This window comes from Pseudomonas sp. MG-9 (genome assembly GCF_018729515.1).
GTDB classification, from domain to species: domain Bacteria; phylum Pseudomonadota; class Gammaproteobacteria; order Pseudomonadales; family Pseudomonadaceae; genus Aquipseudomonas; species Aquipseudomonas serboccidentalis.
Genome location: NZ_JAHHZH010000002.1, coordinates 329,917 through 353,691, shown reverse-complemented (window position 1 = coordinate 353,691; position 23,775 = coordinate 329,917). Strand labels below are relative to the sequence as shown.

Annotated in this window: 22 protein-coding genes; 8 read left to right on the top strand and 14 right to left on the bottom strand. The window is 61.0% G+C overall.

Annotated features, from left to right (window positions below; all coding sequences use genetic code 11):
* Positions 1 to 9: 9 nt before the first annotated feature.
* Positions 10 to 930: a LysR substrate-binding domain-containing protein gene (locus KKQ10_RS06250; RefSeq protein WP_215500556.1), complete on the bottom strand. Its 921-nt coding sequence runs from the start codon at positions 928 to 930 to the stop codon at positions 10 to 12.
* Between the two features lie 158 nt (positions 931 to 1,088).
* On the opposite strand from KKQ10_RS06250, the gene KKQ10_RS06245 reads away from it, so the two are divergent.
* Positions 1,089 to 2,483: a NorM family multidrug efflux MATE transporter gene (locus KKQ10_RS06245; protein WP_127648139.1), complete on the top strand. Its 1,395-nt coding sequence runs from the start codon at positions 1,089 to 1,091 to the stop codon at positions 2,481 to 2,483.
* 81 nt (positions 2,484 to 2,564) lie between these two features.
* Here the strand turns inward: KKQ10_RS06245 and KKQ10_RS06240 are convergent, their stop codons facing one another.
* A complete protein-coding gene (locus KKQ10_RS06240; RefSeq protein WP_127648067.1) occupies positions 2,565 to 4,235 on the bottom strand; it encodes a putative bifunctional diguanylate cyclase/phosphodiesterase in 1,671 nt (556 codons plus the stop codon).
* Positions 4,236 to 4,489: 254 nt separating this feature from the next.
* On the opposite strand from KKQ10_RS06240, the gene rep reads away from it, so the two are divergent.
* Positions 4,490 to 6,499: a DNA helicase Rep gene (gene rep / locus KKQ10_RS06235; protein ID WP_025113231.1), complete on the top strand. Its 2,010-nt coding sequence runs from the start codon at positions 4,490 to 4,492 to the stop codon at positions 6,497 to 6,499.
* A 57-nt stretch (positions 6,500 to 6,556) separates the two neighbouring features.
* The gene (locus tag KKQ10_RS06230) at positions 6,557 to 7,129 is read left to right on the top strand and encodes a xanthine phosphoribosyltransferase (RefSeq protein ID WP_077044775.1); all 573 of its coding nucleotides are present in this window, start codon (positions 6,557 to 6,559) and stop codon (positions 7,127 to 7,129) included.
* Positions 7,130 to 7,259: 130 nt separating this feature from the next.
* On the opposite strand, the gene KKQ10_RS06225 is transcribed toward KKQ10_RS06230, so the two are convergent.
* The 6 genes from KKQ10_RS06225 to dadA all read right to left on the bottom strand — a co-directional run bounded on the left by KKQ10_RS06225 (position 7,260) and on the right by dadA (position 13,350).
* The gene (locus KKQ10_RS06225) at positions 7,260 to 9,182 is read right to left on the bottom strand and encodes an acetyl-CoA hydrolase/transferase C-terminal domain-containing protein (protein WP_215500555.1); all 1,923 of its coding nucleotides are present in this window, start codon (positions 9,180 to 9,182) and stop codon (positions 7,260 to 7,262) included.
* Between the two features lie 135 nt (positions 9,183 to 9,317).
* Entirely contained in the window at positions 9,318 to 9,734 is a 417-nt protein-coding gene (locus KKQ10_RS06220; RefSeq protein WP_041071964.1) for a c-type cytochrome, read from the bottom strand.
* A gap of 181 nt (positions 9,735 to 9,915) precedes the next feature.
* On the bottom strand, positions 9,916 to 10,464 hold the full coding sequence (locus KKQ10_RS06215; RefSeq protein WP_127648069.1) for a cupin domain-containing protein: 549 nt from the start codon (positions 10,462 to 10,464) through the stop codon (positions 9,916 to 9,918).
* A gap of 88 nt (positions 10,465 to 10,552) precedes the next feature.
* Positions 10,553 to 11,626 carry an alanine racemase gene (gene alr, locus KKQ10_RS06210; RefSeq protein ID WP_215500554.1) on the bottom strand — a complete coding sequence of 358 codons (1,074 nt, stop codon included), beginning with the start codon at positions 11,624 to 11,626 and terminating at the stop codon, positions 10,553 to 10,555.
* 94 nt (positions 11,627 to 11,720) lie between these two features.
* Entirely contained in the window at positions 11,721 to 12,074 is a 354-nt protein-coding gene (locus KKQ10_RS06205; RefSeq protein ID WP_041071962.1) for a RidA family protein, read from the bottom strand.
* Positions 12,046 to 13,350: a D-amino acid dehydrogenase gene (gene dadA, locus KKQ10_RS06200; protein WP_025112723.1), complete on the bottom strand. Its 1,305-nt coding sequence runs from the start codon at positions 13,348 to 13,350 to the stop codon at positions 12,046 to 12,048. The genes KKQ10_RS06205 and dadA overlap by 29 nt, the downstream gene beginning before the upstream one ends.
* 156 nt (positions 13,351 to 13,506) lie before the next feature.
* On the opposite strand from dadA, the gene KKQ10_RS06195 reads away from it, so the two are divergent.
* Complete coding sequence (locus KKQ10_RS06195) at positions 13,507 to 13,995, top strand: Lrp/AsnC ligand binding domain-containing protein (RefSeq protein WP_003206849.1); 489 nt, start codon at positions 13,507 to 13,509, stop codon at positions 13,993 to 13,995.
* An 88-nt stretch (positions 13,996 to 14,083) separates the two neighbouring features.
* On the opposite strand, the gene KKQ10_RS06190 is transcribed toward KKQ10_RS06195, so the two are convergent.
* Complete coding sequence (locus KKQ10_RS06190) at positions 14,084 to 14,437, bottom strand: YkgJ family cysteine cluster protein (RefSeq protein WP_215500553.1); 354 nt, start codon at positions 14,435 to 14,437, stop codon at positions 14,084 to 14,086.
* Positions 14,438 to 14,584: 147 nt separating this feature from the next.
* On the opposite strand from KKQ10_RS06190, the gene KKQ10_RS06185 reads away from it, so the two are divergent.
* Positions 14,585 to 15,895, top strand: coding sequence for an NAD(P)/FAD-dependent oxidoreductase (locus KKQ10_RS06185; protein ID WP_215500552.1), 1,311 nt, complete (start codon positions 14,585 to 14,587; stop codon positions 15,893 to 15,895).
* Positions 15,896 to 16,010: 115 nt separating this feature from the next.
* On the opposite strand, the gene KKQ10_RS06180 is transcribed toward KKQ10_RS06185, so the two are convergent.
* Positions 16,011 to 16,256, bottom strand: a complete 246-nt coding sequence (locus tag KKQ10_RS06180; RefSeq protein WP_127648073.1) for a DUF1127 domain-containing protein — start codon at positions 16,254 to 16,256, stop codon at positions 16,011 to 16,013.
* 179 nt (positions 16,257 to 16,435) lie between these two features.
* Here KKQ10_RS06180 and KKQ10_RS06175 point away from each other — a divergent pair, with 179 nt between their 5' ends.
* Both KKQ10_RS06175 and KKQ10_RS06170 read left to right on the top strand, forming a co-directional pair.
* Positions 16,436 to 17,857 (top strand): aminotransferase-like domain-containing protein, encoded by a 1,422-nt coding sequence (locus KKQ10_RS06175; RefSeq protein WP_215500551.1) that lies wholly within the window; start codon positions 16,436 to 16,438, stop codon positions 17,855 to 17,857.
* 60 nt (positions 17,858 to 17,917) lie between these two features.
* Positions 17,918 to 19,486, top strand: a complete 1,569-nt coding sequence (locus KKQ10_RS06170; protein WP_215500550.1) for a phospholipase D family protein — start codon at positions 17,918 to 17,920, stop codon at positions 19,484 to 19,486.
* A gap of 86 nt (positions 19,487 to 19,572) precedes the next feature.
* On the opposite strand, the gene KKQ10_RS06165 is transcribed toward KKQ10_RS06170, so the two are convergent.
* Together KKQ10_RS06165 and KKQ10_RS06160 are read right to left on the bottom strand one after the other, a co-directional pair.
* On the bottom strand, positions 19,573 to 20,715 hold the full coding sequence (locus KKQ10_RS06165) for an MFS transporter (protein ID WP_215500549.1): 1,143 nt from the start codon (positions 20,713 to 20,715) through the stop codon (positions 19,573 to 19,575).
* A gap of 186 nt (positions 20,716 to 20,901) precedes the next feature.
* Entirely contained in the window at positions 20,902 to 22,395 is a 1,494-nt protein-coding gene (locus KKQ10_RS06160; RefSeq protein WP_122596715.1) for an aldehyde dehydrogenase, read from the bottom strand.
* A gap of 234 nt (positions 22,396 to 22,629) precedes the next feature.
* On the opposite strand from KKQ10_RS06160, the gene KKQ10_RS06155 reads away from it, so the two are divergent.
* Positions 22,630 to 22,992, top strand: coding sequence for a cupin domain-containing protein (locus KKQ10_RS06155; RefSeq protein ID WP_041071946.1), 363 nt, complete (start codon positions 22,630 to 22,632; stop codon positions 22,990 to 22,992).
* A gap of 180 nt (positions 22,993 to 23,172) precedes the next feature.
* On the opposite strand, the gene rpmG is transcribed toward KKQ10_RS06155, so the two are convergent.
* Both rpmG and rpmB read right to left on the bottom strand, forming a co-directional pair.
* On the bottom strand, positions 23,173 to 23,328 hold the full coding sequence (gene rpmG / locus KKQ10_RS06150; protein ID WP_003177274.1) for a 50S ribosomal protein L33: 156 nt from the start codon (positions 23,326 to 23,328) through the stop codon (positions 23,173 to 23,175).
* Positions 23,329 to 23,339: 11 nt separating this feature from the next.
* The gene (gene rpmB / locus KKQ10_RS06145) at positions 23,340 to 23,573 is read right to left on the bottom strand and encodes a 50S ribosomal protein L28 (RefSeq protein ID WP_003229474.1); all 234 of its coding nucleotides are present in this window, start codon (positions 23,571 to 23,573) and stop codon (positions 23,340 to 23,342) included.
* Between the last annotated feature and the right edge of the window lie 202 nt (positions 23,574 to 23,775).

Here is a 23,775-nt window from a genome sequence, read left to right as displayed (position 1 = left end):
TCGAACGTTTCAGCTCAAGCGCTTGACCACCGGCAGCGTCATCGCGCGCACTTCGCCTTGCAGGAAGTCGCTGAGGCGGCGCAAACGTTCACCTCCCGGACGGGTTTTCGGCCACACCAGGTAGTAATTCAGTCCGCTGGCGACGGCAGTCGGCCATGGCAGACTCAAGCGCCCTTGCGCCACATCCTCGGCCACCATCAGCAGATCGCCCATCGACACACCGTAACCCCGCGCCGCCGCGATCATCCCCAGTTCCAGGGTATCGAACACCTGCCCGCCCTTGAGCGAGACCTGATCGGACAGCCCCATGTGTTCCAGCCAACTGCGCCAGTCACGCCGGTCCGGGGTCGGGTGCAGCAACTCGGTGGAGGCCAGCCGGGCGACATCCCAGGGTTGATCGTTCAGCAGGTTCGGCGCACCGACGGGAATCAGCTCTTCGGGAAACAGCAGGCTGGCTTCCCAGTCCGGCGGGAAGTGCCCATCACTGAGCAGAACCGCGCAATCGAAGGGCTCGTTGTTGAAGTCCACAGAGTCCACGTCCATCCACGCGCTGGTCAGTTGCACTTCGTTACCCGGTTGCAGATGACGAAAGCGACTGAGCCGCGCCAGCAACCAGCGCATGGTCAGGGTCGACGGCGCTTTCATGCGCAGGATGTCATCCTCGGCGCGCAAGGTGTTGCAGGCGCGTTCAAGGGCAGCAAAGCCGTCGCGAATCCCCGGCAACAGCATCCGCGCCGACTCGGTGAGCTGCAGGTTGCGGCCGCTGCGGTGGAACAGCTTGCAGGCGAAATGCTCTTCAAGCGTACGAATGTGCCGACTCACCGCACTCTGGGTGATCGACAACTCCTCGGCAGCGCGGGTGAACGAGCTGTGCCGCGCCGCCGCTTCGAATGCGCGCAGGGCATACAAGGGAGGAAGACGACGAGACATTCGCAAAGCTCCTATAGCGGGTTGCGGACAACTTAGCAGAATCTGTTCTGGATGAGTTTTAATCATGCCACCCATCCTTTTTATCCCTTTGTGCGAAAGCGTTTAAGCGCCGAGAATCGACGGTTCCTTGCTCCCTCTTTCAATGAGTGGTGATGTCCATGCAGCATCCTGTGCGTACCGAACTCTGGGCCATCCTGCGGCTGGCGGGGCCGTTGATTGCTTCACAGTTGGCGCACATGTTGATGGTGCTGACCGACACCCTGATGATGGCGCGCCTGAGTCCCGAAGCCCTGGCCGGCGGCGGGCTGGGGGCGGCGAGTTATTCGTTTGTGTCGATCTTCTGCATCGGCGTGATCGCGGCAGTCGGCACTCTGGTGGCGATCCGTCAGGGCGCTGGCGACATCATCGGCGCGGCGCGCCTGACTCAGGCCGGTTTGTGGCTGGCGTGGCTGATGGCGCTGGGCGCCGGGCTGCTGTTGTGGAATCTGAAACCGGTGTTGCTGCTGTTCGGCCAGACCGAAACCAACGTCAACGCCGCCGGGCAATTCCTGATTGCCCTGCCCTTCGCCCTGCCTGGCTACCTGAGCTTCATGGCCCTGCGCGGCTTTACCAGTGCGATTGGCCGGGCGACCCCGGTGATGGTGATCAGCCTCGGCGGCACCGTGGCCAACTTCCTGCTCAATTACGCGCTGATCACCGGCATGTTCGGCCTGCCGAAACTGGGGCTGACGGGCATTGGGCTGGTCACGGCGATTGTCGCCAACTGCATGGCGCTGGCCCTCGCGTGGCACATCCGCCGGCACCCGGCCTACGACGCTTACCCGTTGCGCGCCGGCCTGTCGCGGCCGAACCGCCAATACCTCAAAGAACTGTGGCGCCTCGGTCTGCCGATTGGCGGCACCTACGCAGTAGAAGTCGGTTTGTTCGCCTTCGCCGCGCTGTGCATGGGCACCATGGGCAGCACACAGCTGGGCGCACACCAGATTGCCCTACAGATCGTTTCGGTGGCGTTCATGGTGCCCGCCGGTATGTCGTATGCAATCACCATGCGCATCGGCCAGCACTATGGGGCCGGGCAACTGCTCGATGCGCGGATGTCCGGGCGGGTCGGGATCGTGTTCGGCGCGGTGGTCATGCTGGGATTCGCCATGGTGTTCTGGCTGTTGCCGAATCAGTTGGTCGGCTTGTTCCTCGATCACAACGATCCGGCGTTTGCCGAAGTGATTCGTCTGGCTGTGAGCCTGCTGGCGGTGGCGGCATGGTTCGAGCTGTTCGACGGCACACAGACGATCGCCATGGGCTGCATTCGCGGGCTCAAGGATGCAAAAACCACATTCCTGGTCGGCCTCGGTTGCTACTGGCTGATCGGCGCGCCGGCGGCGTGGTGGATGGCGTTCCACCTCAATTGGGGGCCGACCGGCGTCTGGTGGGGTCTGGCGCTGGGGCTGGCGTGTGCGGCAGTGAGTCTGACGCTGGCGTTTGAGTGGAAGATGAAGCGGATGATTCGGCTGGAGCCGGTTCCACAGAGGTTCGAAGCCGTTCGCGCGGATTAAGATCAAAAGATCGCAGCCTTCGGCAGCTCCTACAGGGGAACGCATTCCAATAGTGTAGGAGCTGCCGAAGGCTGCGATCTTTTAAATAGCCTCAACCAGGTTTTGCTGGCTGGCGCCGAAGGTCAGGTACTCCACCAGTTCCGCCAACGGCAACGGCCGGCTGATCAGATAACCCTGCACCTGATCGCAGCCAAAGCCGCGCAGCAAATCCAGCTGCTCGGGGGTTTCCACCCCTTCGGCCACCACTTCCAGATGCAGGTTGTGCGCGAGATTGATCATCGCGTGCACCAGTTTGCGGTTCTCTTCGCGCTGTTCCATGCCACCGACGAAGCTCTTGTCGATCTTCAGCAAGGTGATCGGCAGGCTGTTGAGGTGCACGAACGACGAGAACCCGGTGCCGAAATCATCCAGCGAGAAACGCACGCCGAGGCGGCCGAGAGCGTCCATGGTCTGTTTGACCAGATCGCTGCGACGCATCACGGCGGTCTCGGTCAGCTCGAATTCCAGCCACTGCGCTTCAACACCACGCTCGGCGATCAAACGGCTGAGCGTCGGTAGCAACTGGCTGTCCTGAAACTGGCGGAACGACAGGTTGATCGCCATGTGCAGCGCCGGCAGCCCGCGCTCGCGTAGCGCCTGCATGTCGCGCAGGGCCCGGGATATCACCCAGTATCCCAGCGGCACGATCAAACCGCTCTGCTCGGCCAGCGGCACGAACTCGCTCGGCGGCAGCAGACCGCGCTCGCCATGGCGCCAGCGCACCAGGGCTTCGAGACCGACGATCTGGCCGTCCGCCAGATTCAGGCGTGGCTGGTAGTGCAGCTCCAGTTCATCGCGACGCAAGGCGCGACGTAGCTCGCTTTCGAGGTCGGCCATGCTCCGTGCATTGCGGTTGATGCGTTCGTTGAAGATATGGAAAGTGCAGCCCTGGGTGCTTTTGGCTTGCTGCATGGCGATGTGCGCGTGCCACATCAGCGGGTCGGCGCCCCCTTGTGCACGGGCATGGGCGATGCCGAGGCTGGAGCCGATCAACAGGCTTTCGCCATCGACCCAATACGGTTCGGACAAGGCTTCGGTGATGCGTTCGGCCATCCATTCAGCGCGTTGCGGCGCACGACGGGTGTCGATCAGCAAGGCGAACTCGTCGCTGCCCAGCCGCGCCAGTTGATCACCCGCCTCCAGCTGGCTTTTCAGCCGCGCGACGACCTGCAGAATCAGACGGTCACCGGCCTGATGGCCGAGGGCGTCGTTGGCGTGACGGAAGTTGTCGAGATCGAGATGCCCGAGGGCCAGGCCACGCCCGTCGTTTTCTGCCAGGCGCGCCGCGAGCAAGGTCTGGAACCCCTGACGATTGGCGATGCCGGTCAACGGATCCTGTTCGGCGAGGCGTTGCAGGGTGTTTTCCAGCACGCCGCGCTCACGCACATGGCGCAGGCAACGGCGCAGCATGCCGGCGTCGACGGCGTCGAACACCAGCCAGTCGCTGACGCCAACGGGCGCGGTGGCCGGTTCGTGTTCCAGCAGCAACACCGTCGGCAGGCTGCAACGGCCCGGGGCCGGCTGCAACGCGGGGACGGTCAACAACACCGCATGGCGGTTGTCGTCGAACAAACTGCTGACCGACTCCCAGCTCGGCGCGCTGATCAGCACCGCCGCGCTCCCCATCGGAGCCAGACACTCGCGCAATAACGCTGTCCACGCTGGCGCTTCGGCCAGTAGCAGCAAACGCAAGGGTTCGACAGGCGTAGACAAGCTAGCTCCCTAGACTCTGCAATGATGTGGGCGGGGCATTATGCCGTTGCGATGTTCAATGACAACGATTATCAGAACGTTATTTTGTGTCATGAATGAGAACATTAGCCGCAAAATCACCGCGCATCCTCCGCGAAAGTAACAAAACCGGCAAATTTGAATCGCGTGGTGCGTCACAAGTCGGAGAGAGCAGCACAAATCGCTGAGCCTGTTAAAATGCCGGCCCATTTCGTCAACGACTCCCGAATTTTCGTATGTCCCGACTCAATCCCCGGCAGCAAGAAGCCGTGAACTACGTCGGCGGCCCTCTATTGGTGCTCGCCGGCGCTGGCTCCGGCAAGACCAGTGTGATCACCCGCAAGATCGCGCACCTGATCCAGAACTGCGGCATCCGCGCCCAGTACATCGTCGCCATGACCTTTACCAACAAGGCCGCGCGCGAGATGAAGGAGCGGGTCGGCACCCTGCTGCGCGCCGGCGAAGGTCGCGGCCTGACGGTCTGCACGTTCCACAACCTGGGCCTGAACATCATCCGCAAGGAACACGTGCGGCTGGGCTACAAACCCGGTTTCTCGATCTTCGACGAGACCGACGTCAAAGCCCTGATGACCGACATCATGCAGAAGGAATATGCGGGCGACGACGGCGTCGACGAGATCAAGAACATGATCGGCGCCTGGAAAAACGACCTGATCCTGCCGCCGCAGGCGCTGGAGAACGCGCGCAATCCGAAAGAACAGACCGCCGCCATCGTCTACACCCACTATCAGCGCACGCTCAAGGCGTTCAACGCGGTGGACTTCGACGACCTGATCCTGCTGCCGGTAAAGCTCTTCGAAGAACACGCCGACATCCTCGAAAAGTGGCAGAACAAGGTGCGTTACCTGCTGGTGGACGAATACCAGGACACCAACGCCAGCCAATACCTGCTGGTGAAAATGCTGATCGGCAAGCGCAACCAGTTCACCGTGGTAGGCGACGACGACCAGTCGATCTACGCCTGGCGCGGTGCGCGGCCGGAAAACCTGATGTTGCTCAAGGACGACTACCCGTCTCTGAAAGTAGTGATGCTGGAGCAGAACTACCGCTCCACCAGCCGCATTCTGCGCTGCGCCAACGTGCTGATCTCGAACAACCCGCACGAATTCGAAAAGCAGCTGTGGAGTGAAATGGGCCACGGTGACGAGATCCGCGTGATCCGCTGCCGCAACGAGGACGCCGAAGCCGAGCGCGTGGCCATGGAAATCCTCAGCCTGCACTTGCGCACCGACCGCCCGTACAGCGATTTCGCCATCCTTTATCGCGGTAACTATCAGGCCAAGCTGATCGAGCTGAAACTGCAGCACCATCAGGTGCCATACCGCCTGAGCGGCGGCAACAGCTTCTTCGGCCGTCAGGAAGTGAAGGACCTGATGGCCTACTTCCGCCTGATCGTGAACCCGGATGACGACAACGCCTTCCTGCGGGTGATCAACGTGCCGCGCCGGGAAATCGGCTCCACGACCCTGGAAAAACTCGGTAACTACGCCACCGAACGCAAGATCTCGATGTACGCCGCCACCGACGAAATCGGCCTGGGCGAACATCTGGACAGCCGCTTCACCGATCGCCTGTCGCGCTTCAAGCGCTTCATGGACAAGGTCCGTGAACAGTGCGCCGGCGAAGACCCGATCTCGGCGCTGCGCAGCATGGTCATGGACATCGACTACGAGAACTGGCTGCGCACCAACAGTTCCAGCGACAAGGCCGCGGACTACCGGATGAGCAACGTCTGGTTCCTCATCGAAGCGTTGAAGAACACCCTGGAAAAAGACGAAGACGGCGAGATGACCGTCGAGGACGCCATCGGCAAACTGGTCCTGCGCGACATGCTCGAGCGTCAGCAGGAAGAAGAGGACGGCGCCGAAGGCGTGCAGATGATGACCCTGCATGCGTCCAAGGGCCTGGAATTCCCTTACGTGTTCATCATGGGCATGGAAGAGGAAATCCTCCCGCACCGTTCCAGCATCGAAGCCGACACCATCGAAGAAGAACGCCGCCTGGCCTACGTGGGCATCACCCGCGCACGACAGACCCTGGCCTTCACCTTCGCCGCCAAACGCAAACAGTACGGCGAGATCATCGATTGCGCGCCAAGCCGCTTCCTCGATGAGCTGCCGCCGGACGATCTGGCGTGGGAAGGCAACGACGACACACCGACCGAAGTCAAAGCCGTACGCGGCAATAGCGCACTGGCTGATATACGCGCGATGTTAAAGCGCTAGAATTGACCACTTTTTACTAGACCTTCGGCGCACAAAGCGCCAAATGAGGACAGCTTCATGGAAGCATTGCACCAGAAAATCCGCGAACAAGGCATTGTGCTTTCCGACCAGGTCCTGAAGGTCGACGCCTTCCTGAACCACCAGATCGACCCGGCCCTGATGAAGCTGATCGGCGACGAATTCGCCACGCTGTTCAAGGATTCGGGAATCACCAAGATCGTCACCATCGAAGCCTCGGGCATCGCCCCGGCGATCATGACCGGTCTGAACCTCGGCGTGCCGGTGATCTTCGCCCGCAAGCACCAGTCCCTGACCCTGACTGAAAACCTGCTGTCGGCAACCGTTTACTCGTTCACCAAGCAGACCGAAAGCACTGTGGCCATCTCTCCACGTCACCTGACCAGCAGCGACCGCGTGCTGATCATCGACGACTTCCTGGCCAACGGCAAAGCGTCCCAGGCGCTGATTTCGATCATCAAGCAGGCCGGCGCCACCGTCGCCGGCCTGGGCATCGTGATCGAGAAGTCGTTCCAGGGCGGCCGTGCCGAGCTGGATGCGCAGGGCTACCGCGTTGAATCGCTGGCTCGCGTCAAATCGCTGAAAGATGGCGTTGTCACCTTCATCGAGTGACCCGCCACACCGCATTACCCTTGTAGGAGCTGTCGAGTGAAACGAGGCTGCGATCTTTTGATCTGATTTTTGAAATCAACATCAAAAGATCGCAGCGTGCCGCAGCTCCTACAGGTTTTGCGGTGGGCGGTTAGTGCGCGGTGGCCTTCAGGCCAGTGAGCAACAAACGCTGAAACAGGTCTTCCTTCAGGCCTTCCGGGCTGCTGAGCTGCATCCGCTCCAGATGCTCGGGATACAACGAAGCCTCCGGCGCATCCAGCGCAGCCTTGCCCAGTTCCAGAATCTCGGTCAGCTTGAACTTGCTCTTCAGCCAGTTCAGCGCCCGCAACAGATCCCGCTCGATCGCCGTGAAATCACAGCCCAACGGATACTCCGGAAACAGATTCGGATGCCTGGCGGCAATTGCCTGCAAGCGTTGCGGTGTGTTCTCGGCAAAACGTGGGTCAAGGCGGAAATCCTTCGGCAGCTTGCCGACCTTCTGCGCCTGTTCGATCAGCCCCGGCTGGAAGCGTGAGTCGCTGATATTGAGCAGTGCTTCGATCACCACCGCATCGGACTTGCCGCGCAAATCGGCGATGCCGTACTCGGTGACCACGATGTCACGCAGGTGCCGTGGAATCGTGCAGTGGCCGTACTCCCAGACAATGTTCGAGCTGACCTCGCCGCCGGACTCGCGCCAGCTGCGCAGGATCAGAATCGAGCGCGCATCGTGCAGCGCATGGCCCTGGGCAACGAAGTTGTACTGCCCGCCAACGCCGCTGAGTACCCGCCCGTCTTCCAGTTGATCGGCCACGCCTGCGCCCATCAGCGTCATGGTGAACACGGTGTTGATGAACCGTGCATCGAGGCGCTGCAAACGCTTCAACTCTTCCTGCCCGTACAGCTCGTTGATGTAGCTGATGCGGGTCATGTTGAATTCGAGGCGTTTGCTCTGCGGTAACTCACGCAGGCGCTCGTAGAAACTGCGCGGGCCGAGGAAGAAACCGCCGTGCACCGAGATGCCATCGGTTTGCGCCGCTTCATCGAGGGTGCCGGCGTTGGCCTGTTCCTGAGTCTGAACGTCGGGGTAGACCTTGCGCCGGATGATCCCGGCGTCCGCCAGCACCAGCAGGCCGTTGACGAACATTTCGCTGCAGCCATACAAGCCTTTGGCGAACGGTGCGGTCCCGCCCTCGCGCTCAATCAACTGCGCCCACTGGCTGAGGTTTATGTCATTGAGCAAAGCCTGATAACCGGCGTTGTCCGCCTGTCGCGCCAGCAATGCGGCGGTCAGCGCATCGCCCATCGAGCCGATGCCGATCTGCAACGTGCCGCCGTCGCGCACCAACGTGCTGGCGTGCAGGCCGATGAAGTGATCCTGAAAACCCACCGGCATGTTCGGCGTGGAAAACAGCGTGCTGCTGTCCTTCGCGTCGATCAGCAAGTCGAAGGTGTCGATATCGACCTCTGCATCGCCGGGCATATACGGCAGATCGGTGTGCACCTGGCCGACCAGCAGAATGGTCTCCCCTGCTTCGCGGCGCCTGGCAATCATCGGCAACAGGTCGAGGGTGATGTCCGGGTTGCAGCTCAGGCTCAGGCGGTCGGGGTGTTCGCTGCTGCTGGCCAGCAACTGCGCCACCAGGTTGAGGCCGGCGGCGTTGATGTCACGGGCGGCGTGGCTGTAGTTGCTGCTGACGTAATCCTGCTGCGCCGGCGCGCTGTTGAGCAGGCTGCCGGGCTGCATGAAGAACTGTTCGATACGGATGTTGGCGGGCAGGCTGTCACGCTGCAGGTCGGCGAGGAAATCGAATTCGGGGTAGTCACCGAATACGCGCTCGACGAAGGGTTCGATAAAGCGCTTCTGCAAACCATCCCCCAGCGTCGGACGGCCAAGGCACAGCGCGGTATACATCGTCAGTTGCCGCTCGGGCAGGCCCTTGATGCGCCGGTACAGCGCATTGACGAAGTGATTGGGCTTGCCCAGGCCCAGCGGCATGCCCATGTGGATATGCGCCGGCAAACGCGCCAGCACCTCGTCCACTGCCTGTTCGATCGAACACAACTGCACCATCTGAAGCCTCCTGCCCGTTCCGTGAATAGAGGTAGACCGAGCTTGCCTCGACTTTGCTGCAAAGGACAGCCCAAGCCGCGAGTCACGGGCACAAAAAAACCGTCCGAAGACGGTTTTTTTCATCAGAAGCGCGCCTTATTTCAGGCCGGACATCTTCTGGATCGCACCTTTCAACTCGTCATCCGAGCAATCGGCGCAGGTGCCTTTCGGTGGCATCGAGTTAATGCCGGTGATGGCTTTGGCCAGAATGCCGTCGAGGCCGCCCTGGTGATCGGCGCGGTCTTTCCACGCGGCGGTGTCACCGATTTTCGGTGCGCCCAACAGACCCGTGCCGTGGCAAGCGTTGCAATGTTTTGCAATCACTTCATCAGGCGTTTTCGCACCACCGCCGCCGCCAGCGGAGGCAGCCACTTCCATCCCTTTGCATTCCTGCCCCTGAACGCACACCTGGCCGACCGGCTCGAGGCGCTTGGCAATGTCGTCATTCGTCGCAGCTTGAGCGCTGACAGCCCAGAGGGCCAGTACGGTTGCTGGTGCGGCCAGCATTTTCATAATTAGGTTCACGCGTTCACCCTCAATGGTGGCTATTCACGCCTGCGGCCACGGTTCGCAGGCGGGCGCAAGTATAGCGGGTAGCCCGCCACACTGAAACAACCCCATAGTCGAAGGGGTTATACCGCGCAGTGGAAAACTCTTCGAACGCCTTCACCGTCATGGCCTGGCGCCTCTCTGTTCAAAAATTCGCCGGCGTGGCTGCGCTGATTAGTCGCGCAGGCGCGTCGAACGGATTACGGAAACGATGCGGCTTGGTACTTTCAAAGTAGTAGCTGTCGCCGGCTTCGAGAATAAAAGTTTCCAGACCCACCACCAGCTCCAGACGACCTTCCACCAGAATCCCGGTTTCCTCGCCTTCATGGGTGAGCATTTCTTCGCCGGTATCAGCACCCGGCGGGTAGATTTCGTTGAGGAACGCGATAGCCCGGCTCGGGTGTGCGCGGCCGACCAGTTTCATGGTCACGGCGCCGTCGGAGATGTCGATCAGCTCGTTGGCCTTGTAGACGATCTGGGTCGGGACGTCCTGCAGGATCTCTTCGGAAAAGAACTCGACCATGGACATGGGAATCCCGCCCAGAACCTTCCTCAGCGAACTGATCGAAGGGCTGACGCTGTTCTTTTCGATCATCGAAATGGTGCTGTTGGTGACGCCCGCGCGTTTGGCGAGTTCACGCTGGGAAAGCCCTTTGAGCTTGCGGATCGATTGCAGTCGTTCACCGACGTCCAAGGCGGGAGCCTCCTGATGTTGTAAGAATATTGAGCGTTATCATGGCGACAGCGTTCAGTATTTACAACACTTGGCCCCCGCAGCGGCGTCAACCCTCGGAATAGAGCCTTGGCACTCGACGCAGATTGCAGAAGATCTGATACGGAATGGTGTCCGCCCACTTCGCCACTTCGCTGGCGAGGATGTTTTTGCCCCACAGCTCAACGGTCGATCCGAGGTCCGCTTCCGGCACGTCGGTGAGGTCGATACAGAGCATGTCCATCGACACGCGGCCAAGAATCCGGCTGCGTTTACCGGCCACCAACACTGGTGTGCCGGTCGGTGCCTGACGCGGGTAGCCATCGGCATACCCCATGGCGACCACGCCGATACGCATCGGCTTGTCGGTGATGAACTTGGCACCATAGCCGATCGGCTCACCGGCGGGCAGCTCGCGCACGCAGATGACTTTCGATTCGAGAGTCATTACCGGTTGCAGGCGCTCGGCCACGGCGTTGGCTTCCTCGAACGGCGTCGCGCCGTAGAGCATGATGCCCGGGCGCACCCAGTCGCTGTGAATCTGCGGCCAACCGAGCACGGCCGGCGAGTTGCGCAAACTGACTTCGGCGGCGAGGCCCTGACGCGCGGCCTCGAATACCGCCACCTGATCGGCGCTGCTCTGCTCGTGCAGCTCGTCGGCGCGGGCGAAGTGGCTCATCAGCACGATCTTCGCCACTTTGCCGCTGGCCAGCAGGCGTTGATAGGCTGCCGGGTAATCCTTCGGATGCAGACCCACGCGGTGCATGCCCGAATCGAGCTTGAGCCACACGGTGATCGGTTTGCTCAATGCCGCCTGCTCGATCGCTTCGAGCTGCCACAGCGAATGGACCACGGTCCAGAAATCATGCTCGACGATCAGCGCCAGTTCATCGGCTTCGAAGATCCCTTCGAGCAACAGCACCGGGGCCTTGATGCCGGCCGCACGCAGCTCCAGCGCTTCTTCGATGCAGGCGACGGCAAACCCGTCGGCCTCGGCTTCCAGCGCCTGGGCGCAACGCACCGCGCCGTGACCGTAGGCATCAGCCTTGATCACCGCCAGCGCCTTGGCGCCGGTGACTTCGCGGGCAATTCGATAGTTGTGGCGCAAGGCTTGAAGATCGATCAGGGCACGGGCAGGACGCATGGCGGCAGACTTCTAGGCGGTCATGGGAAGAAAAACCGGCGCTGGCTGACGACGTGAACCGCCAACAGCACCGGGAGAGGGATCTTTGAAACGGTTACGGCAACGCGGCGACGATGGAGATCTCGACCAGGATGCTCGGCTTGGCCATCTTCGCTTCGACGGTAGCGCGGGCCGGTGCGGCGCCTTTGGGCAGCCACTGGTCCCACACCGAGTTCATCCCGGCAAAGTGCGCCTCGATGTCGTTCAGGTAGATCGTCGCCGACAGCAGATGCTGTTTGTCAGTCCCGGCCAGATCCAGCAAACGCTCGATATTGGCGAGCACGTCGCGGGTCTGCTGTTCGACCCCGGCGTTGAAGTCGTCGCCGACCTGTCCGGCCAGATACACAGTGCCGTTGTGGGTGACGATCTGACTCATGCGCTCATTGGTGAGCTGGCGCTGGATTGCCATGTTTTGCGGACTCCTGAGGCTTGTTGCCATAACGGGAAATATCGAGGCCTTCGGCGCTGATCTGCGGTTTTTTCTTCGCCATCAGATCGGCCAGCAAACGACCGGAACCGCACGCCATGGTCCAACCCAGGGTGCCGTGACCGGTATTGAGGAACAGGTTCTTGAACGGCGTGGCGCCAACGATCGGCGTGCCGTCCGGCGTGGTCGGACGCAGGCCGGTCCAGAAACTCGCCTCGGCCAGATTGCCGCCCTGAGGATAAAGGTCGTTGACGATCATCTCCAGGGTTTCGCGCCGACGCGGGTTCAGCGACAGGTCAAAACCGGCGATCTCCGCCATGCCACCGACGCGGATACGGTTGTCGAAACGGGTGATCGCGACCTTGTAGGTCTCGTCGAGAATGGTCGAAGTCGGGGCCATGTCCGGGTTGGTGATCGGCACGGTCAACGAGTAACCCTTGAGCGGATACACCGGGGCCTTGATGCCCAGCGGCTTGAGCAGTTGTGGCGAGTAGCTGCCGAGGGCCAGCACGTAGCGGTCGGCGGTTTCCAGCTTGCCGTCGATCCATACGCCGTTGATGCGGTCACCGGCGTAGTCGAGGCGCTGGATGTCCTGGCCGAAGCGGAATTCCACACCGAGTTTCACAGCCATTTCGGCCAGGCGCGTGGTGAACATCTGGCAGTCGCCAGTCTGGTCGTTCGGCAGACGCAGGGCGCCGGCGAGGATGTCGGTGACATTGGCCAGGGCCGGCTCGACGCGGGCGATGCCGGCGCGGTCGAGGACTTCAAACGGTACGCCGGATTCTTTCAGCACGGCGATGTCTTTGGCGGCGCCATCGAGCTGCGCCTGAGTGCGGAACAGTTGCGTGGTGCCGAGGCTGCGGCCTTCGTAGGCGATGCCGGTTTCCGCACGCAGTTCGTCGAGGCAGTCGCGGCTGTATTCGGACAGACGCACCATGCGCTCCTTGTTCACCGCGTAACGGCTGGCGGTGCAGTTGCGCAGCATCTGCGCCATCCACAGGTACTGGTCAATGTCGGCGGTGGCCTTGATCGCCAGCGGCGCGTGGCGTTGCAGCAACCACTTGATAGCCTTGAGCGGCACGCCCGGGGCGGCCCACGGCGAGGCATAACCCGGCGACACCTGGCCGGCGTTGGCGAAACTGGTCTCCATGGCCACGGCTGGCTGCCGGTCGACCACCACTACCTCAAACCCGGCACGGGCCAGATAGTAAGCACTGGCGGTACCGATGACGCCGCTACCCAAGACCATTACGCGCATTTTTGTATCCCTCATCGCGGCAGGGCCGCGTACGTCTGTTGTTAGAGCAATGATGCGCGCAGTGTAAAAAAGAATGGGCAGTGCATTTCACTATATAAGCGCCTATATTTGGCGACAATTCTCGGCAAAAACCCTTTTCACGGAGGCGCATCCCCTATGCGTACCAACACTCAGACCAAACGTGAGCTGGACAAGATCGACCGCAACATCTTGCGGATACTGCAGGCGGATGGACGGATATCGTTTACCGAACTCGGGGAGAAGGTCGGCCTGTCCACCACGCCGTGTACGGAACGGGTACGGCGGCTGGAGCGCGAGGGAATCATCATGGGCTACAACGCCCGCCTCAATCCGCAGCATTTGAAGGGTAGCCTGCTGGTGTTCGTCGAGATCAGCCTCGACTACAAATCCGGCGACACTTTCGAAGAGTTCCGACGCGCGGTGCTGAAACTGCCGCACGTGCTGGAATGTCATTTGGTGTCAGGGGATTTCGACTACCTGGTGAAGGCGCGGATTTCCGAGATGGCCTCGTACCGCAAATTGCTCGGCGACATTCTGTTGAAGCTGCCGCATGTGCGCGAGTCCAAGAGCTATATCGTGATGGAAGAGGTGAAAGAGAGCCTGAACCTGCCGATTCCGGACTGAGATTTGGAAGATCAAAAGATCGCAGCCTTCGGCAGCTCCTACAGGAGAACGCATTTCTTTGTAGGAACTGCCGAAGGCTGCGATCTTTTCAGACCAGCACCTGCCGATTCGAAGCCATGTATTCGAAGATCTGCTTTTCAACGCGCGGATGTATCAGCTCCACCGGCCGTCGCCCATTCGGGCACGGCAGCGTTTTGGTGGTACCGAACAACCGGCAGACCATTGGCCGCTCCTCATACACCGTGCAACCATTCGGCCCCAGGTGCACACAGTTCAGCGCCTCCATCGCCGCATCCTGCTCGGCGCGAGTCTTGCGCGGCAGGCGCGACATTTCTTCCGGCGAGGTGGTCACCGGCCCGCAGCAGTCATGGCAGCCCGGCACGCAGTCGAACGTGGGGATCTGCTGACGCAGGTCGCGAATTGTCTGGCGGTTGCAACTCATCGAAACAGTAACCCACAGGAAATAGGCGGCGATTGTGCCGCAAAAGCCGTGATCCAGACAGTAACGGCCGACCAGTGTTGCCCGTCTTCGGGCGTGCGGCTTATGCTCCGTCAAATTTTCTCGACACTCAGCCGTTGGACAATGCCCATGAATGCCCGCGCCCGAACCTTCGCGAGCCAACCCCACGTTGCCTCTTACTATGCCGCCAGCAGCCTGCCGCAGCCTGATCATCCGCAGCTGCTGGGTGAAGTGATTGCCGACGTGTGCGTGGTCGGCGGCGGGTTTTCCGGGCTGAACACCGCGCTGGAACTGGCCGAGCGCGGCCTCAGCGTGGTGTTGCTGGAAGCGCACCGGATCGGCTGGGGCGCCAGCGGTCGCAACGGTGGGCAGTTGATTCGCGGGGTCGGTCACGGTCTCGATCAGTTCGCCAACGTCATCGGCACCGATGGCGTACGCCAGATGAAACTCATGGGTCTGGAAGCGGTGGAAATCGTCCGTCAGCGCGTCGAACGTTGGCAGATCCAGTGCGACCTGACCTGGGGCTACTGCGACCTCGCCAACAAATCTGCCGACCTCGAAGGCTTTGCCGAAGAAGCCGAAGAACTGCGCGGCCTCGGCTATCGCTACGAAACCCGCTTGCTGCAAGCCGACCAGATGCACACCGTGGTCGGCTCCAAACGCTACGTCGGCGGCTTCATCGACATGGGCTCGGGGCATCTGCACCCGCTGAACCTGGCGCTGGGCGAGGCCGCCGCCGCGCAGCAAATGGGCGTCAAACTGTTTGAACAGTCGGCCGTCACGCGCATCGATTACGGCCCTGAAGTTCGTGTGCACACCGCGCAAGGCTCAGTACGCGCCAAGACATTGGTACTGGGCTGCAACGCTTATCTTAATGACCTCAACCCGCAACTCAGCGGCAAGGTGCTGCCGGCCGGCAGCTACATCATCGCCACCGAGCCGTTGAGCGAAGAGCAGGCCAACGCCCTGCTGCCGCAAAACATGGCGGTCTGCGACCAGCGGGTGGCGCTGGATTACTACCGGCTCTCGGCGGATCGCCGTCTGCTGTTCGGTGGCGCCTGCCATTACTCGGGGCGCGATCCAAAGGACATTGGTGCGTACATGCAGCCGAAGATGCTCGAAGTCTTTCCGCAACTGGCCGGGGTGAAGATCGACTATCAGTGGGGCGGCATGATCGGCATCGGCGCCAACCGTTTACCGCAGATTGGCCGGCTCAATGATCAGCCGAACGTGTATTACGCCCAGGCCTATTCCGGACACGGGGTCAACGCCACGCACCTGGCAGGCAAGCTGCTGGCCGAGGCGATCAGCGGTCAGCACAGCGGCGGGTTCGACCTGTTCGCCAAGGTGCCGCACATCACCTTCCCGGGCGGCAAGCATCTGCGCTCGCCGTTGCTGGCGCTGGGGATGTTGTGGCATCGGCTCAAAGAGCTGGTCTGAAAGCCGCTGCCCCTGTAGGAGCTGCCGCAGGCTGCGATCTTTTGATCTTCAAAAACAAAGTCAAAAGATCGCAGCCTGCGGCAGCTCCTACAGGGGGAATGCATTCCAAATCAAGTTACAACCGCCAAAACGGCTTCAACCCCTCCTCCAGCGCCTGCTCGCGGGTCAGCCCGACATCCTTGAGCTGCTCCGGCGTCAGTGTCAGCAACACCTTGCGCGTGTGCAGACGATGCCAGAACAGACCCCAGCGACCCAGGCCGGACGGTGCATTGCGCAACATCTCGTTGCGCGCACTGTCTCTCTGCCCTGCCTCCAGTTCCTGACTGTGTAACGTCAGCCGCACATCGCTCAAGCCGTTCATTTTTGACGCTCCTGTTTACTTGGGTAGCCAGAGATTCCATGATGCGTGGGTCGACAAAAGCATTACAGATTCAACACACCTGTATTAACTCCATACAGATTTGCCGAAACTGAGTCTGAATTACCGATTTTTGCCACATCTGTACTGGTTTAACGAATCAACTGCATCGAGGCAGTGCCATGACCCTGTATGTGAACCTCGCCGAGCTGCTCGGCACCCGCATCGAAAAAGGCTTCTACCGTCCTGGCGATCGCCTGCCTTCGGTGCGCGCCTTGAGCGTAGAACATGGGGTCAGCCTGAGCACCGTGCAGCAGGCCTATCGCGTGCTCGAAGACAGCGGTCTGGCAACGCCAAAACCGAAGTCCGGCTACTTCGTGCCAGTGGGTCGCGAGTTGCCGGAGCTGCCTGCAGTCGGGCGTCCGGCGCAACGCCCGGTGGAGATTTCGCAATGGGATCAGGTGCTGGAACTGATCCGCGCGGTGCCGCGCAAGGACGTGGTGCAACTGGGTCGCGGCATGCCGGATGTCACTTCGCCAACCATGAAACCGTTGCTGCGCGGACTGGCGCGGATCAGCCGCCGCCAGGACATGCCCGGTCTGTATTACGACAACATCCACGGCACCCTCGAGCTGCGCGAACAGATCGCCCGACTGATGCTCGATTCCGGCTGCCAGTTGAGCGCCAGCGACCTGGTCATCACCACCGGTTGCCACGAAGCGCTGTCCACCAGCATCCATGCGATCTGCGAGCCGGGTGACATTGTTGCAGTGGATTCGCCGAGCTTTCACGGCGCCATGCAGACGCTCAAAGGCCTGGGCATGAAAGCCCTGGAAATCCCCACTGACCCGCTGACCGGTATCAGTCTCGAAGCGCTGGAGCTGGCGCTGGAACAATGGCCAATCAAGGTCATCCAGATCACGCCCAACTGCAACAACCCGCTGGGCTACATCATGCCGGAGTCGCGTAAACGCGCTCTGCTGAACCTCGCGCAGCGCTTCGACGTGGCAATCATCGAAGACGATGTGTATGGCGAACTGTCCTACACCTACCCGCGCCCGCGCACGATCAAGTCCTTCGACGAGGACGGTCGCGTGCTGCTGTGCAGTTCGTTTTCCAAGACTCTGGCGCCGGGGCTGCGCATCGGCTGGGTCGCGCCGGGACGTTATCTGGAGCGGGTGCTGCACATGAAATACATCAGCACCGGCTCCACCGCGCCGCAGCCGCAGATTGCCATTGCCGAATTTCTCAAAGGTGGGTACTTCGAACCGCATTTGCGGCGTATGCGCACTCAATACCAGCGCAATCGCGACGCGATGATCGACTGGGTCACCCGTTATTTCCCGGCCGGTACCCGTGCCAGCCGGCCACAGGGCAGCTTCATGTTGTGGGTCGAACTGCCGGAAGGGTTCGATACGCTGAAACTCAATCGTGCGCTGCATGACCAAGGCGTACAGATTGCCGTCGGCAGCATTTTTTCCGCCTCGGGCAAGTACCGCAATTGCCTGCGGATGAACTACGCTGCCAAACCGACACCACAGATCGAAGAGGCGGTGCGCAAGGTCGGTGCAGCGGCAATCAAATTACTGGCCGAAGCCGACTGACTTTTTTCGAGTGATCAGCGTCCATATGCCGACCTTTGCTGCCGACCGGAATGAACCTACGTGAGCTTCAGACAGCCCCTACTCGCTTTGCTGATGCTCGCCTCGCTCCTGAGCGGCTGCGCCAACCTCGACGTAACGCGCGAGCCCAGCCAGGCGCTGCCGGCGTCGGACTCCAGTTTCGGCCGCTCGATCCAGGCTCAGGCCGCGCCCTATCAGGGGCGCTCCGGGTTTCGCCTGCTGTCCAACAGCACTGAGGCCTTCACCGCCCGCGCCGAGCTGATTCGCCAGGCACAAACCAGCCTCGACTTGCAGTACTACATCGTCCATGACGGCGTCAGCACGCGGATGCTCGTGGAAGAACTGCTCAAAGCCGCCGACCGTGGCGTGCGCGTGCGCATCCTGCTCGACGACACCACCAGCGACGGCCTCGATACGATCATCGCCACGCTGGCGGCGCATCCACAGATCCATATCCGCCTGTTCAACCCGCTGCACCTGGGCCGCAGCACCGGCGTGACCCGCGCCGCCGGGCGCTTGTTCAACCTGTCGCTGCAACACCGACGCATGCACAACAAACTGTGGCTGGCGGACAACAGCGTGGCCATCGTCGGCGGGCGCAATCTGGGTGACGAGTACTTCGATGCCGAGCCGAACCTGAATTTCACCGACATCGACATGCTCAGCGTCGGCCCGGTGGCCGAGCAGCTCGGGCACAGTTTCGATCAGTACTGGAACAGCGCGCTGAGCAAGCCGATCGACGAATTCCTCTCCAGCAAACCGACGGCCAAGGACTTGCAGAACACCCGCACGCGCCTGGAAGAATCGCTGGATGAAACCCGTAAACAGAATCACGCGTTGTATCAACAGCTGATGCGATTCAAGACCGCACCGCGCATGGACATCTGGCGCAAGGAACTGATCTGGGCCTGGAACCAGGCGCTGTGGGACGCCCCAAGCAAGGTGCTGGCCAAGGACGAGCCGGACCCGCAATTGCTGCTGACCACGCAACTGGCGCCGGAGCTTAACGGCGTCAACCAAGAGCTGATCATGATCTCGGCGTACTTCGTGCCCGGCCAGCCGGGGCTGGTGTACCTGACCGGTCGCGCCGACGCCGGGGTGTCAGTGAGCCTGCTGACCAACTCACTGGAAGCCACCGACGTGCCGGCAGTGCACGGCGGTTATGCGCCATACCGCAAGGCGCTGCTGGAGCACGGGGTGAAACTGTATGAACTACGCCGTCAGCCCGGGGATAACTACGGCAGCGGCCCGCACCTGTTCTACAGCAAGTCGTTTCGTGGTTCGGATTCCAGCCTGCACAGCAAGGCGATGATTTTCGACCGGCAGAAATCCTTCATCGGCTCGTTCAACTTCGACCCGCGCTCGGTGCTGTGGAACACCGAAGTCGGGGTCCTGGTCGACAGCCCGGAACTGGCCTGGCATGTTCGCGAACTGGCCCTGCAAGGCATGGCCCCAGCGCTGAGTTATCAGGCGAAACTGCAGGATGGCAAGGTCGTCTGGGTGACCGAGGACAACGGCCAGCTGCACACGCTGACCAAGGAGCCGGGGAGCTGGTGGCGGCGCTTCAATGCTTGGTTCAGCACCACCGTCGGCCTGGAAAGAATGCTTTAAAAGCAAAAGATCGCAGCCTTCGGCAGCTCCTACAGTTTGAAATGCATTCCCCTGTAGGAGCTGCCGAAGGCTGCGATCTTTTGACTTCAAGCTGTCTGCGCAGAGCCAAACGCACCCTGGCGCAAAAGCAGCAGCACCAACCCAAACGCCCCAACCGCCATCAACAACGGCAACGCATGCCCGCTGATCCACTGACTCCCCGCCCCCGCCATCAACGGCCCGATCAGACAGCCAACACCCCACAGTTGCGCGATGTGCGCGTTGGCCCGCACCAGCGCATCGTCGCGATAGCGCTCGCCGATCAGGATCAGGGACAAGGTGAACAACCCGCCAGCACTGGCCCCGAACAGCACCCACAACGGCCAGATCAACAGCGTATCGAGCAACAGCGGAATCGCCAGGCTCGACAGCATCAGGATCACGGCGCAGCCGGTGAACAACGTGCGCCGCGACAGGTAGTCAGCCAACGCACCAATCGGCAGTTGCAGCAACGCATCGCCCACCACCACCGTGCTGACCATCGCCAGCGCGATCTCGGCAGTGAAGCCCTGCTGCAGGCAATACACCGGCAGCAGCGTCAGGATCATCGCCTCGAATGCGGCGAACAATGACACCGCCCAGGCAATCGCCGGCAGCTCACGGGCAAAGCCCCACAGATCGCTAAAGGTCACGCTGCTGGCTTCACTGCTCGGCGCACCGCTGCGGCCCATCAATAGAAAAGGCGAAACCGTCAGCAGTCCGACGCCCACCCAGAAACCATAATCGTGCTCAGTGCCAAGCGCGCCCAGCAGCAACGGACCAGACAGTTGGCTCAACGCATAACTGCTGCCATACAGCGCGACCAGGCGCCCGCGCCAGTTCTCCACCACCAACTGGTTGATCCAGCTCTCACCGAGGATGAACACGATGGTCAGGATCACCCCGATCATCAGCCGCAGCACCAGCCAGATCGGATAACTCGGCAGCAGCGCCAGCAAACCGATCGACAACGCGCCGGCCCACAGGCACAGACGCATCAGGTTCGCCGTGCCCAAACGCGCCGCCAGATGGCTGGAAATCTTCGCTCCCAACAGCACGCCAATCGCCGGCATCGCCGCCATCACGCCGATGGCGAAAGCGCCATAGCCCCAGCCCTCCAGACGCAGCGACACCAGCGGCATGCTGACCCCCAGGGCCAGACCGACACTCAAGACAGACGCCAACACGGCGAAATACGTCGCCCAACGCATGGTCCACGCTCCTGTGGATATTCTTATATGCACCACAAAACCACTGTGGGAGCGAGCTTGCTCGCGAATACGGTTTCACATTCAGCAGATTTGCTGACTGATACACCGCATTCGCGAGCAAGCTCGCTCCCACAGGGATCTCTGTCTGGTTTGGGAGCCTGATTGAATCAGGCTCCCCTCAGCGGCTTACAGCTTGATCCACGTCGCTTTCAGCTCGGTGTACTTGTCGAACGCGTGCAGCGACTTGTCGCGACCGTTGCCCGACTGTTTGAAGCCACCGAACGGTGCGGTCATATCCCCGCCGTCGTACTGGTTGACCCATACGCTGCCGGCACGCAGCGCCTTGGCGGTCAGATGGGCCTTGGAGATGTCCTGGGTCCATACCGCAGCGGCCAGGCCATACGGCGTGTCGTTGGCGATCTGGATCGCCTCTTCGGCAGTGTCGAACGCAATGACCGACAGCACCGGACCGAAGATCTCTTCCTGGGCGATCTTCATCGCGTTGCTCACGCCATCGAAAATCGTCGGCTCAACATAAGTGCCACCGGTTTCCTGCAGGATGCGCTTGCCACCGGCCACCAGTTTGGCGCCGTCGGTGTGACCGGACTCGATGTACGACAGCACAGTGTTCATCTGCTGGGTATCGACCAGCGCACCGACGTTGGTGGCTGGATCGAGCGGGTTACCCGGCTTCCAGGTTTTCAGCGCCTCGATCACCATCGGCAGGAATTTGTCCTTGATCGAACGCTCGACCAGCAGACGCGAACCAGCGGTGCAGACTTCGCCCTGGTTGAAAGCGATGGCGCTGGCGGCGGATTCGGCAGCGGCTTGCAGGTCCGGCGCATCGGCGAACACGATGTTCGGGCTCTTGCCACCGGCTTCCAGCCACACGCGCTTCATGTTCGATTCGCCGGAGTAGATCATCAGTTGCTTGGCGATCTTGGTCGAACCGGTGAACACCAGGGTGTCGACGTCGTTATGCAGGGCCAGCGCCTTGCCAACAGTGTGACCGTAGCCCGGCAGCACGTTGAGCACGCCTTTGGGAATACCGGCTTCAACGGCCAGTGCGGCGATACGGATGGCGGTCAGCGGGGATTTTTCCGACGGCTTGAGGATCACCGAGTTACCGGTGGACAGCGCCGGGCCCAGCTTCCAGCAGGCCATCATCAGCGGGAAGTTCCACGGCACGATAGCGCCGACAACGCCGACCGGCTCGCGGGTCACCAGACCCAGTTGATCGTGCGGAGTGGCGGCGACTTCGTCGTAGATCTTGTCGATCGCCTCACCGCTCCAGCTCAGCGCCTGCGCCGCGCCCGGCACGTCGATGTACAGCGAATCGCTGATCGGCTTGCCCATGTCGAGGGTTTCGAGCAGCGCCAGTTCTTCGGCGTGCTGCTTGAGCAGGCCGGCGAAACGGATCATGGTGGCTTTGCGTTTGGTCGGCGCCAGGCGCGACCAGACGCCGGAATTGAAGGTGGCGCGGGCATTTTCCACGGCGCGCTGAGCGTCGGCAGCGTCACAGCTGGCGATCTTGCCCAGCAGGCGGCCATCGACCGGGCTGATGCACTCGAAAGTCTCGCCGGAAACGGCGTCGGTGTATTCACCATTGAGGTAGGCGCGGCCTTCGATCTTCAGGTCACGGGCGCGTTGTTCCCAATCGGCACGAGTCAGGGTGGTCATTCGAGTGTCCTCCTCTTGTTGAATAGAGCGCCGCGTTCTTCGCGGTCGTCTTCAGGAATGCTGCCCGGCCAGCCTGCTTTTCGGCCCAAGGCACCCGCCACCCTAAACCAGCGGCCGGGGTTGTTTCAATATATTTGACATAAGCGCGCCATACGGCCTTGCGGTGTTCATTTTAATAAACATAGACTTTGGCCCTTTCAAGCCACCGCGCCGTCATCACGGGAGAAAACAACAATGAACATCCAGAACGTCGTCGACATCAGCCTGACCACCAGCGCAGCCGAACGCTATCGCCCGGACCCGGCCAAAGTGCTCAAGGGCGATCCCGAGCAAGCGGTGTTCAATCAATACGACAGCCCTTGTGGGCAAATGGGCGTCGGCGTGTGGGAAGGGGCGGTTGGCCAGTGGACGGTGAATTACACCGAGCATGAATATTGCGAAATCCTGCAGGGGGTTTCGGTACTGCGTGACAGCGATGGCAATGCCAAGACGCTACGTGTGGGCGACCGCTTTGTGATTCCGGCAGGGTTCCGTGGCACCTGGGAAGTGCTCGAAGCTTGCCGCAAGGTCTATGTGATCTTCGAACAGAAGGCTTGAGGATTTTCGCTGGCTGATCCGGCCCTATCGCGAGCAGGCTCACTCCTACAGGTGAGCGCATTCCAATGTAGGAGTGAGCCTGCTCGCGATGAGGCCCGGACAGGCGATGCAAATCTGAAGACAACAAAAAAGGCCCGTATCGTGAGATACGGGCCTTTTTTGTAAGTCGGGAAAAATCAATTACTTGATTTTGCCTTCCTTGTAGATCACGTGCTTGCGAACAACCGGATCATATTTCTTGATCTCGATTTTGTCCGGAGTAGTACGCTTGTTCTTGTCGGTAGTGTAGAAGTGACCAGTACCGGCGCTCGAGATCAAACGAATCAATTCACGCATGATTAGCTCCCTTAAATCTTGCCATCGCGGCGAAGTTCGGCGAGCACGACACTGATGCCACGCTTGTCGATGATGCGCATGCCTTTGGCAGATACGCGCAGACGCACAAAACGTTTCTCTTCTTCAACCCAGAAGCGGTGATGCTGCAGGTTCGGCAGGAAACGACGACGGGTTTTGTTGTTTGCGTGGGAAATGTTATTCCCGGTTACCGGACCCTTACCGGTAACTTGACATACTCTCGACATGCCTCAGCCCTCTAAAACCACATGCCCAACCCGGCATGGGTTGGCCGCTTAATCTCTCAGTCATTTGGCGCCAGGCGCCGCGTTTCTTTAGAGGTCTTACCGGCTACACCTACAGTGAAGGAACCGGGCCCCTAGAAAAGAGCGCTGCTTTATACCAGAAAGACCGGGGTGCAACAACAATGGATGTGCAATCAACCGGCAA

Bases quoted from the DNA above. Each gene is read 5' to 3' on its own strand.
- dadA (WP_025112723.1), bottom strand. From the start codon at position 13,350: ATGCGCGTAATGGTCTTGGGTAGCGGCGTCATCGGTACCGCCAGTGCT.
- KKQ10_RS06185 (WP_215500552.1), top strand. From the start codon at position 14,585: ATGAATGCCCGCGCCCGAACCTTCGCGAGCCAACCCCACGTTGCCTCT.
- KKQ10_RS06220 (WP_041071964.1), bottom strand. From the start codon at position 9,734: ATGAAAATGCTGGCCGCACCAGCAACCGTACTGGCCCTCTGGGCTGTC.
- rpmG (WP_003177274.1), bottom strand. From the start codon at position 23,328: ATGCGTGAATTGATTCGTTTGATCTCGAGCGCCGGTACTGGTCACTTC.
- KKQ10_RS06165 (WP_215500549.1), bottom strand. From the start codon at position 20,715: ATGCGTTGGGCGACGTATTTCGCCGTGTTGGCGTCTGTCTTGAGTGTC.
- KKQ10_RS06225 (WP_215500555.1), bottom strand. From the start codon at position 9,182: ATGGTGCAGTTGTGTTCGATCGAACAGGCAGTGGACGAGGTGCTGGCG.
- KKQ10_RS06155 (WP_041071946.1), top strand. From the start codon at position 22,630: ATGAACATCCAGAACGTCGTCGACATCAGCCTGACCACCAGCGCAGCC.
- KKQ10_RS06175 (WP_215500551.1), top strand. From the start codon at position 16,436: ATGACCCTGTATGTGAACCTCGCCGAGCTGCTCGGCACCCGCATCGAA.
- KKQ10_RS06205 (WP_041071962.1), bottom strand. From the start codon at position 12,074: ATGGCAATCCAGCGCCAGCTCACCAATGAGCGCATGAGTCAGATCGTC.
- KKQ10_RS06195 (WP_003206849.1), top strand. From the start codon at position 13,507: ATGCGTACCAACACTCAGACCAAACGTGAGCTGGACAAGATCGACCGC.
- KKQ10_RS06180 (WP_127648073.1), bottom strand. From the start codon at position 16,256: ATGAACGGCTTGAGCGATGTGCGGCTGACGTTACACAGTCAGGAACTG.
- rep (WP_025113231.1), top strand. From the start codon at position 4,490: ATGTCCCGACTCAATCCCCGGCAGCAAGAAGCCGTGAACTACGTCGGC.
- KKQ10_RS06245 (WP_127648139.1), top strand. From the start codon at position 1,089: ATGCAGCATCCTGTGCGTACCGAACTCTGGGCCATCCTGCGGCTGGCG.
- alr (WP_215500554.1), bottom strand. From the start codon at position 11,626: ATGCGTCCTGCCCGTGCCCTGATCGATCTTCAAGCCTTGCGCCACAAC.
- KKQ10_RS06250 (WP_215500556.1), bottom strand. From the start codon at position 930: ATGTCTCGTCGTCTTCCTCCCTTGTATGCCCTGCGCGCATTCGAAGCG.
- rpmB (WP_003229474.1), bottom strand. From the start codon at position 23,573: ATGTCGAGAGTATGTCAAGTTACCGGTAAGGGTCCGGTAACCGGGAAT.
- KKQ10_RS06230 (WP_077044775.1), top strand. From the start codon at position 6,557: ATGGAAGCATTGCACCAGAAAATCCGCGAACAAGGCATTGTGCTTTCC.
- KKQ10_RS06190 (WP_215500553.1), bottom strand. From the start codon at position 14,437: ATGAGTTGCAACCGCCAGACAATTCGCGACCTGCGTCAGCAGATCCCC.
- KKQ10_RS06160 (WP_122596715.1), bottom strand. From the start codon at position 22,395: ATGACCACCCTGACTCGTGCCGATTGGGAACAACGCGCCCGTGACCTG.